This window comes from Gemmatimonadota bacterium, from assembly GCA_009838645.1.
In the GTDB taxonomy this organism is placed as follows: domain Bacteria; phylum JAAXHH01; class JAAXHH01; order JAAXHH01; family JAAXHH01; genus JAAXHH01.
Window position 1 is genome coordinate 36,335 of record VXRC01000042.1, and the last position, 13,409, is coordinate 49,743.

At 63.2% G+C, this 13,409-nt stretch carries 13 protein-coding genes; all 13 read left to right on the forward strand.

From position 1 onward, the window contains the following. The first annotated feature begins 83 nt into the window (after window positions 1-83). The 13 genes from F4Y38_11765 to F4Y38_11825 all read left to right on the forward strand — a co-directional run bounded on the left by F4Y38_11765 (window position 84) and on the right by F4Y38_11825 (window position 13,389). Window positions 84-1,241, forward strand: a complete 1,158-nt coding sequence (locus F4Y38_11765) for a Re/Si-specific NAD(P)(+) transhydrogenase subunit alpha (GenBank protein ID MXY49956.1) — start codon at window positions 84-86, stop codon at window positions 1,239-1,241. Between the two features lie 37 nt (window positions 1,242-1,278). Then, on the forward strand, window positions 1,279-1,560 hold the full coding sequence (locus F4Y38_11770; protein MXY49957.1) for an NAD(P) transhydrogenase subunit alpha: 282 nt from the start codon (window positions 1,279-1,281) through the stop codon (window positions 1,558-1,560). A gap of 4 nt (window positions 1,561-1,564) precedes the next feature. Beyond that, window positions 1,565-2,965, forward strand: coding sequence for an NAD(P)(+) transhydrogenase (Re/Si-specific) subunit beta (locus F4Y38_11775; GenBank protein MXY49958.1), 1,401 nt, complete (start codon window positions 1,565-1,567; stop codon window positions 2,963-2,965). A gap of 54 nt (window positions 2,966-3,019) precedes the next feature. Continuing rightward, a complete protein-coding gene (purT, locus tag F4Y38_11780; GenBank protein ID MXY49959.1) occupies window positions 3,020-4,201 on the forward strand; it encodes a formate-dependent phosphoribosylglycinamide formyltransferase in 1,182 nt (393 codons plus the stop codon). A gap of 136 nt (window positions 4,202-4,337) precedes the next feature. Next, window positions 4,338-5,195 carry a phytanoyl-CoA dioxygenase family protein gene (locus tag F4Y38_11785; protein MXY49960.1) on the forward strand — a complete coding sequence of 286 codons (858 nt, stop codon included), beginning with the start codon at window positions 4,338-4,340 and terminating at the stop codon, window positions 5,193-5,195. 153 nt (window positions 5,196-5,348) lie between these two features. Beyond that, window positions 5,349-5,993: a ThuA domain-containing protein gene (locus F4Y38_11790; protein MXY49961.1), complete on the forward strand. Its 645-nt coding sequence runs from the start codon at window positions 5,349-5,351 to the stop codon at window positions 5,991-5,993. A gap of 115 nt (window positions 5,994-6,108) precedes the next feature. Beyond that, a complete protein-coding gene (locus tag F4Y38_11795; GenBank protein MXY49962.1) occupies window positions 6,109-6,741 on the forward strand; it encodes a peroxiredoxin in 633 nt (210 codons plus the stop codon). A gap of 316 nt (window positions 6,742-7,057) precedes the next feature. Then, window positions 7,058-7,873: an SPFH domain-containing protein gene (locus tag F4Y38_11800; protein MXY49963.1), complete on the forward strand. Its 816-nt coding sequence runs from the start codon at window positions 7,058-7,060 to the stop codon at window positions 7,871-7,873. 24 nt (window positions 7,874-7,897) lie between these two features. Continuing rightward, window positions 7,898-8,068, forward strand: coding sequence for an Arc family DNA-binding protein (locus tag F4Y38_11805; GenBank protein ID MXY49964.1), 171 nt, complete (start codon window positions 7,898-7,900; stop codon window positions 8,066-8,068). Between the two features lie 38 nt (window positions 8,069-8,106). Further along, entirely contained in the window at window positions 8,107-9,051 is a 945-nt protein-coding gene (locus F4Y38_11810; GenBank protein ID MXY49965.1) for a phytanoyl-CoA dioxygenase family protein, read from the forward strand. Beyond that, complete coding sequence (locus tag F4Y38_11815; protein MXY49966.1) at window positions 8,913-10,415, forward strand: ABC transporter permease; 1,503 nt, start codon at window positions 8,913-8,915, stop codon at window positions 10,413-10,415. The genes F4Y38_11810 and F4Y38_11815 overlap by 139 nt, the downstream gene beginning before the upstream one ends. Then, the gene (locus tag F4Y38_11820) at window positions 10,403-11,158 is read left to right on the forward strand and encodes an ABC transporter ATP-binding protein (GenBank protein MXY49967.1); all 756 of its coding nucleotides are present in this window, start codon (window positions 10,403-10,405) and stop codon (window positions 11,156-11,158) included. Before F4Y38_11815 ends, F4Y38_11820 begins: the two co-directional genes overlap by 13 nt. Beyond that, window positions 11,155-13,389, forward strand: a complete 2,235-nt coding sequence (locus tag F4Y38_11825) for a CPBP family intramembrane metalloprotease (protein ID MXY49968.1) — start codon at window positions 11,155-11,157, stop codon at window positions 13,387-13,389. The genes F4Y38_11820 and F4Y38_11825 overlap by 4 nt, the downstream gene beginning before the upstream one ends. The last annotated feature ends 20 nt before the right edge of the window (window positions 13,390-13,409 follow it).

The window sequence follows — 13,409 nt, forward strand, 5'->3', positions numbered from 1 at the left end:
CCACATCGTCCACATTGTCGGATCAGCCAGCATATTTGAAACAGCCGGAATATCCAATTCAGTCAACGCAGTCGGAGCAGTACATGACCATCGGCGTCCCTACCGAAACCTGTCCGGGCGAACGGCGCGTATCCATCGTTCCGGCCGGGATTGGCGCCCTGGTGCGGGCAGGTTGCGCCGTCCGGGTCTCCGCGGGAGCGGGCCGTGAGGCGGGCATCGCGGACGCAGACTATGAAGAAGCCGGTGCCCTGGTCGTGCCGGATCGCGCATCGGTGTTTTCCGAAGCAGACGCGATCGTGCAGGTAAGAGGGGGCGGAGCGAATCCCGACTCGGGTATGGCGGACGTAGAGCTGCTGCGCGAGGGACAGGTACTGATCGGGTTTCTGGAACCACTGTCCACCGCCGCCGAGATCCGGGCGCTCGCAGAACGGCGCACAATCGCCTGTGCCATGGAGTTGATCCCGAGGACCTCCCGGGCGCAAAGCATGGACGCCCTTTCCTCCCAGGCCAATATCGGCGGGTACAAGGCCGCGCTGATGGCGGCCGAATACCTCCCGAAGCTGTTCCCCATGATGATGACGGCGGCCGGGACCATCACGCCCGCCCATGTCTTCGTGGTCGGTGTCGGCGTGGCGGGCCTGCAGGCCATTTCGACCTGCAAGCGGCTGGGCGCCGTGATCCAGGCCTACGACGTGCGGCCGGCCGTCAAGGAGCAGGTCCAGAGCGTCGGGGCGCGATTCGTGGAGCTGGAACTCGACACCGCGGAATCCGAAGGATCGGGGGGTTACGCCCAGGCCATGGACGAGCAGTTCTACGCGAAGCAGCGGGAGATGATGGCCCGCGTCGTATCCGAGAACGACGTGGTGATCACCACGGCCGCCGTACCCGGAAAGCCGGCGCCCGTGCTGGTGACGGAAGACATGGTCAAGAGCATGAATCCCGGCTCGGTCGTGATCGACCTGGCGGCGGAACGGGGAGGAAACTGCGAGATCACGGAACCGGGCAAGACCGTCGTCAAGCACGGCGTGACCCTCGTGGGCGAACTGAACCTGCCTTCGACCGTACCCTATCACGCGAGCCAGATGTACTCCAACAACATCGTGAACTTCCTGAAACTGATGATCAACGACGGCGCGCTGGACGCGACCGTGGACGACGATATCGTGCAGGGCGCGACCGTTACCCGCGACGGCGAGATCGTCAACGAACTGGTCCGTTCCGTACTTGACGGTACCGGCTGAGCGGGCTTGTCCCGGAGAACGCATCGAGGAGTGCCACATGGGTGAAACCATTGCCATACTGACCATTTTCGTCCTGGCGGTGTTCGTCGGATTCGAAGTCATCACCAAGGTCCCGCCCATTCTGCACACGCCGCTGATGTCCGGCTCGAACGCCATATCGGGGATCACGATCATCGGCGCCATCCTCTCGGCCGGAACCCAGTACTCTACGCTTACCACGGTCCTCGGAACCGCCGCCGTGGTTTTCGCCACGATCAACGTGGTCGGCGGCTACCTCGTGACCAACCGCATGCTGGACATGTTCAAGAGAAAGGAGTAGGCGGATGTCCCCCGATCTCGTCCGCTTCGCCTATCTCGTCGCCGCCTCCCTGTTCGTATTCGGGCTGAAGGGTCTCTCCCATCCCCGCACCGCGGTTCGGGGAAACCGCCTGAGTGCCCTGGGCATGTTCATCGCCATCGTGGTGACCCTGATCGACCAGCAGATCGTCCGGTTCGAGTTCATCGTCGCGGGCATCGTCCTCGGCGGAGCCATCGGCGCCATCTGGGCGCTCAAGGTGCCCATGACCGCCATGCCGCAGTTCGTGGGCCTGTGCAACGGTTTCGGCGGCGGGGCGTCGGTGCTCGTGGCCGGCGCGGCCTACGTCGAGGCCGTGCTGCGGTCTGCGGACACGATCTCGATGCAGTTCGGCATCGCGACCGTGGCTTCCGGGCTGATCGGCGGTGTGACCTTCTGGGGCAGCCTGATCGCCTTCGGCAAGCTGCAGGGCATCGTCTCCGAGAAAGCGGTTCGCTTCACCGGAGATCACGTGCTCAAAGGGCTCTTCCTGCTGGCCGCACTGGCGGCGGGCGTCCTCGTCATCCTGCAGCCGGAGAACACCCTGTACTTCTGGATCATGGTGGCGATCGCGTCCGTGCTGGGCATATTGCTCGTGGTGCCCATCGGGGGCGCGGACATGCCGGTGGTCATCGCCCTGCTCAACTCCTACTCGGGCATGGCCGCCGCGGCGACCGGCTTCGTGCTGTCCAACAACGTGCTGATCATTTCCGGTTCGCTGGTCGGCGCTTCCGGGTTCATCCTGACGAGTATCATGTGCAAGGCCATGAACCGGTCGCTTGCCAACGTGATGTTCGCGGGGGTCGGCGGCGATTCGGGCGGCGACGACGCGGGTCCTGCCGACGACCTCTACGAAGGCAAAGTGAAATCCACCACCGCCGAGGAGGTCGCCATGGTGCTCGACAGCGCGCGGCGCGTGGTGTTCGTCCCCGGCTACGGCATGGCGGTAGCCCAGGCGCAGCACGCCGTGCGAGACCTGGCCAATCAACTGGAGGCCGACGGCATCGAGGTGGAGTTCGCCATCCATCCCGTTGCGGGCCGCATGCCCGGTCACATGAACGTGCTGCTGGCCGAAGCGGACGTCCCCTACGACCGCCTGAAGGAGATGGACGAGGCCAATACGGGTTTCGAACAGACCGACGTAACCATCGTCATCGGCGCCAACGACGTGGTCAATCCCCTGGCCCGCGACGCAGCGGACACGCCGTTGACCGGCATGCCGATCCTGAACGTGGACAAGTCGCGGACCGTCGTGGTCATCAAGCGCAGCCTGAGCCCCGGCTTCGCCGGCATACCCAATCCGCTCTTCGCCGCGGACAACTGCCTGATGTTCTTCGCCGACGGCAAGGAAGCGGTGCAGGAACTGACGGCGGCGGTGAACGAAATCTGACCGCGGTGCACCGGGAATGATGGAATCAGCAACACATACCGGAAGGACGACCCGATGGCCGCGCTAGGCACGCCGCTGTCCCCTTCGGCGACCCGGGTGCTGATGTGCGGTTCAGGCGAACTGGGCAAGGAAGTGGTCATCGAGTTCCAGCGCCTGGGCGTGGAAGTGGTCGCGGTCGACCGTTACGCCAACGCGCCGGCCATGCAGGTGGCCCACCGCTCCCACGTGGTGGACATGCTGGACCCATCCGCCCTGCGCGCGGTGATCGAGCGGGAAAACCCCGATTTCATCGTACCCGAAATAGAAGCCATCGCCACCGGCGCCCTGGTGGACCTTGAATCGGAAGGATATCACGTCGTTCCCACGGCGCGGGCCGTCCACCTGACCATGAACCGGGAAGGGATACGCCGGCTGGCCGCGGAGGAGCTCGGTCTTACCACGTCGCCCTATCGCTTCGCCGAGACCCGCGAAGCCTACGAACGCGCGGTGCGCGAGATCGGCCTGCCCTGCGTCATCAAACCCGTCATGAGCTCTTCCGGCAAGGGACAGAGCACGGTGCGCCATACATCGGAAGCGGCCGGCGCCTGGCAGCGTGCGCACGACGAGGCCCGCGGCGGCGCGGGCAAGGTGATCGTAGAGGGATTCGTCGAATTCGATTATGAAATCACGCTCCTGACGGTGCGCCATGCGGGCGGCACGGGTTTCTGCCCGCCCATCGGCCACGAACAGGTCGACGGGGACTACCGGTACTCCTGGCAGCCCCAGCCCATGAGCGAGAAGGCGTGGGCGGAAGCCAGGCGGACGGCTGCAGCGGTCACCACCGCACTCGGCGGCCGCGGCGTATTCGGCGTCGAGCTGTTCGTCAGGGGAGACGAAGTGGTCTTCAGCGAGGTCTCGCCCCGCCCCCACGATACGGGCATGGTCACGCTCATCTCGCAGGACCTGTCCGAATTCGCCCTGCACGCGCGGGCCGTGCTCGGTCTCCCGATCCCGGAGATCCGCCAGCACGGTCCTTCCGCCTCGGCGGCCCTCGTGGTGGAAGGCGAGTCCGACCGGATGAAGTTCGGCAACCTGGGTTCCGCCCTTGCCGAACCGGACACCGGCCTGTATCTCTTCGGCAAGCCCGAGGTCTCCGGTCACCGGCGCCTCGGCGTAGTCGTCGCCCGCGGGGCGGACATCGACGCGGCCCGCGCGAAGGCGGACCGGGCCATGGAATCCGTGCGCGTCGAACTGTAGCGCGTCCGATTGTAGCACGTCCGGCGGACCAGTTGACAGGCAGGAGACCGCCAGGAGGCCGCCGGCGACGGCCGTGCCTCCAGAGACGGTAAGGAGACCGCCGGCGACGCCCTCATCACGGGAGAAAGGAGGGATGATGCACAGTCAAACGGAACAACAGATCAATGTGGACGACCGGGACTGGCGCGCCCTCACCCGGGGCGAGCGGATCCGGATGATCGAGGAGGAGGGCTACCTGATCATCCCGGACTGGATTTCACCGGACTACCTGGCCGAGTTGAAAGCGGAAAGCGAACGACTCGAAACCATCGGACGGGACTACAGCGAAAAACAGCGGGGCTGCAGGGATCCGCACCTTGCCAGTCCGAAGCTGGCCGAACTCATCGCCTACGAGCCCACGGTGCGTTTCCTGGAGGAGTTGTTCGGCGACCGCCTGGTTTTCATTCACTATACCTACGACCGGTCCGAACCCGGCACGCCGGGGATCAGTCTCCATACGGACGGCCAGCCCTACGGCTCAAAGATATTCGGGTACGAGGGAAGCTGCCCCATTACCGTCCGGGTACTCTACTACCTCGACGACCTGACGCTGGACGTCTCGCCCTTCCGGGTCGTGCCCAGGTCTCACCTCTGCATGCACGCGGACGCCCACCCGTACAAGCGGTACGAGCGCCATCCCGAGGAGGTGATCGTACCCTGCACGGCAGGATCGGCGTTGTTCCTGAATCACCGGACGTTCCACGGAACGCTGCCCAACAGAGGCAACCGGTCTCGGGCCATGCTCGCGGTGGCCTACCGGCCGGCCTGGGCCGGACCGATCGTCGACGTGGACCCGCGGGATCCGTCGGACCTGGAACGGATGCCCGATTCCGTCCGGCCTTTCCTGGGCGATCCCAGCATGCGAACTTACGAGTTCGGCGTCGGCAACAAGCCGGAGGGCATGTCGGCCAGCGCGCCCGGTATGAACCCGAGCCGCTGGGAACGCCGGGCGTAGCGGGCGGGACGGCCAGTCGGAGCGAGACGCGCCATAGGCAGCGAGACGGGCGGAGCGGGGACCGGACCGAATCCGCGAACCCGACAGCCACGGAAACACCGTGCCCCGGTCCTTCAAGGGCAGTGAACGTATTGCAACCATAGGAGCAACCATATGCCTAAGGCCCTTTTCGTCTGGGGAGGATGGGAAGGACACGAACCCAGGCAGTCCCAGGACATCTTCATCCCGCTGCTCGAATCGGAAGGATACGAAATCACGCAGCGCGACACGCTCGACGCCTACCTGGACGCGGAAGCCATGCCCACGTACGATCTCATCGTGCAGACCGTGACCATGAGCGCGATCACCGGCGCCCAGGAGAAGGCGCTGCTGGACACGGTCTCCGCCGGGGCCGGGTTCGGCGGCTGGCACGGCGGACAGGCGGACGCCTTCCGCAACAACACGAACTACCAGTACATGGTGGGCGGACAGTGGGTGTCCCACCCGGGCGGCATCATCGACTACGAGGTCAACATCACCGATCACGAAGATCCCGTGACGGCGGACCTTAACGACTTTGCCATGCACTCGGAACAGTACTACATGCACGTCGATCCGTCCAACCAGGTGCTCGCGACCACGACCTTCAGCGGGGATCATGATGCCTGGATCGACGGCACGGTGATGCCCGTGGCGTGGAAGAGGCCGTGGGGCCGGGGGAAGGTATTCCACTGTACGCTGGGACACGTCGCCAGCGATTTCGACGTGCCCGAGGCGCGGGAAATCGTCCGTCGCGGACTGATCTGGTGCACGCGCTGATTTTATTCTTTACTTTGTTGACCTAGATAGGTATATTATCATGGTCATAAGACGGATCAGGCCACTGATCACACCACCTTATCATCTGTAGCAGGCCCTTTGCAGGAGGATTGTCATGGCGTTACGTTTAATGGACGAAGCCCCGGATTTCACGGCTGAAACCACCGAGGGAACGATTCGTTTTCACGAATGGCTCGGGGACGGCTGGGGCATTCTCTTTTCCCATCCCGCGGATTACACGCCGGTCTGCACCACGGAACTGGGTTACATGGCCAACATCGCCCACGAGTTTGCCCGGCGAAACGTCAAGATCCTGGCCATCAGCGTGGATCCCCTCGATTCCCACCGCGGCTGGATCGGCGACATCAACGAGACGCATAACGCGAACGTGAGCTACCCGCTGATCGCGGATCCCGACCAGGAAGTCGCCCAGCTCTACGACATGATCCATCCGAACGCCGACGACAAGATGACCGTCCGTTCGGTGTTCGTCATCGGCCCGGACAAGAAGATCAAGCTGATGCTGACCTACCCCGCGTCCACGGGCCGGAATTTCGACGAGATCCTGCGCGTCGTGGATTCCCTCCAGTTGACGGCTCATCACAAGCTCGCCACGCCGGTGAACTGGACCAGCGGCGAAGACTGCATCATCGTGCCGGCGGTCACGGACGAGGAAGCGGACCAGACCTACTCCGACATCCGCCGCGTGAAGCCCTACCTGCGCTACGTGAAGCAGCCCCAGGGCTGATTGCGGCCGCAGACGGCCGGTAAATCCGCACGGCCGTTCCATGCGGGCGGCCGTTGCAGTGCGGACAGCCCGTAAAAAGCTTAAGTAAAACGGTAGATAAAAGGCACCTCGACCGGGGTGCCTTTTTTATTTGAAATATGTGCTTGACAGGCGTTCCGATTTCTCTTAACATGATATCATAATAATATCATTATGTTATCCATAGACCGGTATTTCGAGGAGGGGAGCAATGATTACGGAACGAAGCCCGTTGAAATTCAGCGGCTGGAGGGCATTGGTCTGGCTGATCGCCCTGATTCCTTTGACGTTTGTGGCCATGGATTGGGTCATCACGTTCAATCCGCCCGTGCTTGAGCAGGAAATGAGCGTTAGAGACGTGCTCCTGCTGGTGTTTATCTTCATACCGGCCCTCGCCGTGCTGGGATTCTGTTTCAAGGGATTCTTCACGCTGGAACCGAACGAAGCCAGTGTGCTTACGCTGTTCGGCAAGTACACGGGGACGGTGAGGGAGCAGGGATTCTGGTGGGTGAATCCCCTTAACAGCAAGGCGAAGATCTCCCTGCGTGCCAGGAATTTCGACAGCGAGCGCCTGAAGGTGAACGACAAGAACGGCAACCCGATCGAGATTTCAGCCGTCGTGGTCTGGCGCGTTGAAGATACCGCTCAGGCGAGTTTCGACGTGGACGATTTCGTCGAATACATACAGGTTCAGTCGGAATCGGCCATTCGCCATCTGGCCACCAGCTACCCCTATGATCTGACCGAGGGGGAGACGGCCAGCCTGAGGTCGTCCATAGAAGAAGTGTCCGAAGCGCTCGGCAACGAAATACGGGAACGGGTCAGCGCGGCCGGGGTTTCGGTATCGGAAGCGCGTATCAACCACCTGGCCTACGCCCCGGAAATCGCACAGGTGATGCTGCAGCGGCAGCAGGCCGATGCCATCATCGCCGCCCGTCAGAAGATCGTGGACGGCGCGGTGGGCATGGTGGAGATGGCCCTGGAAAGACTGAAGGACCAAAATGTGGTCGACCTGGACGAAGAACGCAAGGCCGCCATGGTGAGCAATCTTCTCACCGTGCTCTGCAGCGAATCGTCCACGCAGCCTATCGTCAATACCGGTTCGCTGTATTGACGCGGGACTACAGGGAAACGTGCGATCGTGCCCGATAAGAAGAAATCCCTGCTGCTTCGCATCAACACCGAGCTCTGGAATGACCTCAACGCCTGGGCGAAGGATGAATTGCGTAGCGTGAACGCGCAGATAGAGTATATTCTACGGGCCGAAGTACACAAAAGGAAGAAACGGCGACGGCGCGACGAAAATTGAAGGGATCGAAACGTGTGCAGGTAAACATGTGCAGGTGAATATCGGTAGCGCGCGGCCTGGCCTGGGAGAGCTGCCCTGGGTGGCCAGACAGGAGCCGCGCGCTTGACCGGGAGACCACTGGCTTGGCAGTAGAGATAAATACGAACCTGGACCGGTTCGAAACAACGGGATTCGTGATTCTGAAGGGGTTCTATCCCGATGAGGTGGTGGAGGCGGCCCGGCGCGACGCCGGCGAACTCGTGGACAGGTTCGCGGACCGGCTGATGGCGGCGGGCAAGATCTCGAGAGACCACGGCGATGCGCCTTTCGAGACGCGCCTTGCCCGGATCTGCGAGGACGCCCCGGACGACGCGCCCCACATCTTCCGCAAGGAGCTCCACCTGGCGGGCATGTACGAGGTTTTCTTCCATCCGCCGCTGCTGGACATCGTGGAAACCCTCCTGGGCGACGAACTTCGGCTCTATCCCAACTACTCCATCCGCCCCAAGCTGCCCGGCCATGCCCCGACACTCGTCTTATGGCACCAGGACGGCGGATATACCTACAAGGTCCACCGCGACGGCGATCACAGTGCGGAGACGGTAGACGCCCTGCGCATGATCAACGTGTGGTCGCCCCTGGTGCCTGCCCGCGAGGACAACGGGTGCATGCAGTTCATTCCCGGCACGCACCGGATCGGCATGGCCCGGCACGAAGACCGCGAATACTACCTCGAAATCACGCAGGAGGACCTGGCGCCCTACGTGGACCAGGCCGTGTCCATCGAAGTGGATCCGGGAGACATCGTCCTCTTCCATAACATGCTCTACCACCAGGGACTGCCCAACCGCTCCGATCAGGTCAGGTGGAGCATGGACTGGCGTTACCAGGATGCGCGGCAACCGACGCTGCGGAGCACGACGGGGCATCTCGCCCGCAGCCGCCTGCATCCCGACCAGGTCGTACGCAACGCCGGGGACTGGGTCCGCCGGTCGTTTCAGTAGCTTACTCCACGTCCCGCGAACAGGATGCCGTATTGCTCAATCTCACCGATACCGGTCTCGTATTCCTACGGGAACTCCGAGGCGCCCTGCGTGAACGCTCCATCGTCATCAACGTCGTCCTGGTGCCCCTGTTCATGTACCCGGTCCTCCTCTGGCTGGCCTACACGGGGCTGTCCTTCGTCATCGGCCAGACGGAGAACTTCACGGCCCGCGTGATGATCACAGGCGACGTGGGAGAAGACGCTGCCATCGTCCGCGAGATCGAGGACGCGGACCGCGTGGAACTCGTGGACCGACTGGATCGCGTGGACCGCGCTGAAACGGTGGACCGCCCCGGATCTGTGACGGCCGCTCCCATGGAAGCCGCCGAGGACGCGATTCGCGACGGCCGGCTGGATCTCCTGGTCGAACTCGCTCCCCGCGAGGGGGGTGACGCGGACGACATCGAGGTCCGGATAACCGGCGACTCTTCGAAGGACCGGAGCCGAATCGCCATGAGCCGGGTCGAGGACGTCGTCACCCGCCACCGGACGGCTTACCTGGAAAGGGCGGGCAGGGAACGCGGGCTGGCCGGCCCGGCCTATCAGATGATCTGGATTGAACGGGAGAACGTTTCCTCCAGCCGGGACATGGGACGCTTCATCCTGGGGATGGCGGTCCCCATCCTTGTCATCATCATGCTGATCGTGGGCGGCATGTACCCCGCCCTGGACGCGACGGCCGGAGAACGCGAGCGTTCCACCTGGGAGACCACGTTGACGGCGGCGACGGACCGCGTGAATATCCTTGCGGGAAAGTATCTGTACGTGGCCACGCTTTCGACCACGGCCGGCATGCTGAACTTCCTGGCCATGAGCCTTTCCATGCGCACCCTCATGGCGCCGCTCCTGGGCGACCGGGTCCAGGACCTGAGCTTCACGATCCCGTGGTCCGCCGTTCCGCTGATCTTCGTGGTAATCATTCTTCTCGCCCTGTTCGTCTCCGCCTTCCTCATGGTCGTGGCCAGCTTCGCCCGGACGTTCAAGGACGCCCAGTCCCTGGCGGGTCCCTTCGTAACCGTCATGATCCTGGTGCCGGCGGTCTTCATGCAGTTCCCCGGCCTGGAACTCACGACCTGGCTGGCCTGCGTGCCCATCATAAACGTCTGCCTGGTGTTCCGGGAAGCCATTGGCGGGGTCTATCAATGGCCCCAGATCGGCCTGACCCTGCTGATGGAAGTCCTGTACATCTGGATCATTCTGCGGATCGCCGCAGCGATCACGCGCTACGAAGACATCATGACCGGCAGCTATGAAGGCGGGCTGGGCGGTTTCCTGAAACACCGGCTCCTGCGCCGCAACCCCTCAAGAGGATGGCAACCGTGAACGATCCCGTATCCGTGAAGGACCTGAGCAAGACCTATTTCGATGAATCCCGCGGTCCCGTGCATGCCGTCCGGCAGATCGATTTCACCTGCCGTCCCGGAGAGATCTTCGGGTTGCTGGGTGCGAACGGCGCCGGCAAGACGACGACGCTGCGCATGCTGACGACGATCCTCAAGCCCTCGGCCGGCACCGCGAAGATCATGGGATACGACGTGGCGGAGGAACCCGTGGAAGTCCGCAGGCACGTCGGGTTCTATTCGGCCACAACCGCGCTGTACCCCCGCCTTACCGCGAGAGAAACCATCGAGTTTTTCGCCCGGATCAATGGATACGACCCGTCCCGGACGCCCGCCAGGGTCGACGAACTGGTCGAGCGCTTCGGGATCGAGGAATATGCCCGCGCCCGCATAGACAAGCTCTCCAGCGGGATGAAGCAGAAGGTGGCGATCGCGCGGACCCTGGCCCATGATCCGCCGATCCTGGTCTTCGACGAACCCACCGTCGGTCTCGATGTGCTCAACGCCCTGGAAATGCAGGCCATTTTGACCGAACTGAAAGCGCAGGGCAAGACCATCCTGTTCTCCACCCACATCATGAGCGAAGCGGAGAAACTGTGCGACCGGATCGCCATCATCCACGAGGGAAGGATCCTGGCCTCCGGCACCCTTGAAGCGCTACGCGAGCGGACCGGGGCCCACTACCTCGAAGACATCTTCGTCTCCTTCATCCAAGAGGCCGCATGAACCGCGCAAAGATCGGACTGCTGTACAGGAATGAAATGCGCATGCTGCTGCGGGACCGCCGGACGGTGGTACTGAGCATCCTCCTGCCGCTCCTCGTTTTGCCGGCGATCTTCTTCGGCTTCAGGTTCATGAGCGAATGGCGCCAGGAACAGCAGGACACGACGACCTATCGCTACGCCGTGGTGGGCACCTACGCCGACTCCGTCCGGACGCTCATCGCAAGGGGCGAAGCGCGCGCCGCGGGCGGTCCGGCCGAGAACGGAGATCAGGCCGAGAACGGGGATCCAACCGAGAACGCGGGTCCCGCCGAAACCGGGGATACCGCCGAAACCGGGGATACCGCCGAAACCGGGGATGACGACCGGCCGCCGGCCTCTTTTCTGGAGGTGGAGGCCGCGATGCCCGATTCGAGCCTGGAAGCCGGCGACCTGGATTTCTACCTGGAAGCCCTGACCGGATCCGAAGCCGATTCGCTCGACCTGGTCCGCGCCGCGGCCGACACCACGGAACCCGGGGAGGAAGACGGCGTTGCAGTGACCGTGGCGGACGAGCGGTATCCGGGGGTTCCCGTGGTCAGGGTCTACTACCGCGCCAACCAGGAAGAATCCAGACGGGGCAGTGCCCTGCTGGTGGACCGGATGGTGGACGCGAGGAAACAGGACCGCGCCGAAGCGCTCCGCGGAAGCGGGCTCGAGGCGGACCCCGAAGAAGTCATCCGGCTTTCGAGGGTGGACGTGGCCACGCCGGAGCAGGCGGCAGGATTCTACTTTGGTCGACTGCTGCCGCTGCTGCTCGTTTTTCTCACGCTCACCGGCGCGTCGGTGGCGGCCATGGACAGTGTCGCGGGCGAGAAGGAGCGGGGTTCACTCGAAACCCTCCTGACCACGTCGGTTCGCCGGATCGAGATCATTGCCGCCAAGCAATTGACGATCCTGTCCGTCGCACTCTTCATCACCATGGCGCAGGCGGGGAACCTTTTCGTGTACCTCGGCCTCGGGGTGATCGAACTCCCCGCGGAAATGGATATCGAGGTTTCGCCCACCGCTGTGCTGGTGTTGTTCGCCCTCTACATCCCCGTGGCCATCGTGGTATCGTCCCTCTTGCTGCTGATCTCGGCCTATGCGAAGACGTACAAGGAGACGCAGCTCTATCTCCTGCCGGTGTTTCTCGGACTCATGGTCCTGACTGCGGCGGGGTTGCTCCCGGCGGTATCCCTGCGCTCGCTGATCGCCGTCGTGCCGGTCGCGAACGTCAGCGTGGCCGTGCGGGAAATCATGGTCGGCCATTACGACATCCCCATGCTCCTGGTAGCCTGCGCGTCCATGCTGCTTGCCGCTTTCCTGCTGCTCAGGTGGTCGTCCCGGATGCTGGACAAGGAAAGGCTTGTTACCGCGCAGGACCTGGACGAGGCGGACTTGGCAGGCGGCGCCGCGCTGTTTCCCAGGCGCGTGCTCCTTTGGTTTCTCGGCATGTGGGCCGTCGTCATCATCGCCCCTTCGAACATAGACGCGCTGACCCGGCTCGAGGGGCAGTGGGCCTTCAACATGTTCGGCGTCTTCTTTCTGGGCTCGCTGCTCATGATCCGGGTACACCGGCTCGACTGGCGCCAGGCCCTGGCGATCCGCCCGGTTCGGCCCCAGGTATGGCTGGCGGTGCTGCTCCTGGTGCCGTCGACCCTGTTGACCGGGATCTTCGTCGTGGGCCTGTCCAGCGTATTCCTTCCCTTCCCGGAAGAATTGCTGGAGCAGTTCGCCAGCGAGCTCCTCCCGGACGACTTCCCGTTGTGGCAGATCATGCTCATGATGGCCCTTACGCCGGGCATCGTGGAAGAAATGGCCTTTCGTGGCCTGCTGCTGCACGGGCTGCACCGCCGGCTGAGGCCGGTCGTGCTCATCCTGGTGGTCGGCATTATATTCGGATTGTTCCACCAGGCCCTGTTCCGCATCATTCCGACGACCTACCTGGGCGTGGTAATCACCACCGTAGCGGTCCTTACTGGCTCGATCTTCCCGTGCATGCTGCTTCACGCGGGCAACAACGCCTTCGCCTTCCTCCTCTACCGCTACGGCGTCGAGATCGAGACCTGGCCCCCGGAGCTGCTCCTGCTGAACCTGCCCGTGTTTGTCTTTGCACTCTATCTGCTGTACCGGTACCGTACGCCCTATCCGGGTCTGTTGCCTTTCAGGAAAGGGGTATGCGGAGACCCAGCGGACCAGCGTATACAGCCATAACGATAGGTATTGCCTCCCGT